General features: G+C 66.9%; 1 protein-coding gene. It reads left to right on the top strand.

From position 1 onward, the window contains the following. Positions 1 to 313 (top strand): hypothetical protein (locus tag R5H29_RS08180; RefSeq protein ID WP_332329048.1); only part of this gene is annotated, 313 nt, incomplete at its 5' end. Positions 314 to 508: the final 195 nt, after the last annotated feature.

The raw sequence follows: 508 nt of genomic DNA, 5'->3' as shown, positions 1-508 counted from the left end.
TGGCGGGCGGCTGAGCCAGCTTTGCGGCACGGCGGTGCGGGAGCGGTGGCCGGTGGTGCAGGCCTTCATGGGCTCGCTGCACGCGGTGCTGCGGCATGTAGTGGCGGAGGGGCAGCGCCATGGCGCGTTCCGGGCCGATCTGGCGCTGGAGACGAAGGTGGGGGCGCTGGTCGATGCGCTGAGCTGCGTCTGGCATCCGTACATGCTGGAGCTGTCCGCGCCGGAGACGCTGCAGGCCGAGTGCGACCGGGTGGTGGATTTCCTGCTGCTGGGGCTGCGCGCGACCGGGGTGCCCGAAAAAAGTTTAAACTGAAGATTTTTTCCATATTTCATTTTTTGTGAGGGTCGCCTATATCGGGGGTGTTCGGTCGCCCGGAGGGCATGATGAACCCCATCGTTATCGGTTCTGTTGCGTCGGCGGGGCTGTCGCTGGCCCTGATCCTCGGGGCTGGGAGCGCCACCCGGGAGGCGGCGACGGCGCAGCCACCGCCATTGGTGCGGAGCCAGA

Source organism: Stenotrophomonas sp. A3_2, from assembly GCF_036624925.1.
Taxonomy (GTDB): Bacteria; Pseudomonadota; Gammaproteobacteria; order Xanthomonadales; family Xanthomonadaceae; genus Stenotrophomonas; species Stenotrophomonas hibiscicola.
The sequence above is the reverse complement of the archived record's forward strand: the minus strand, read 5'-3'. Positions and strand labels throughout refer to the sequence as shown.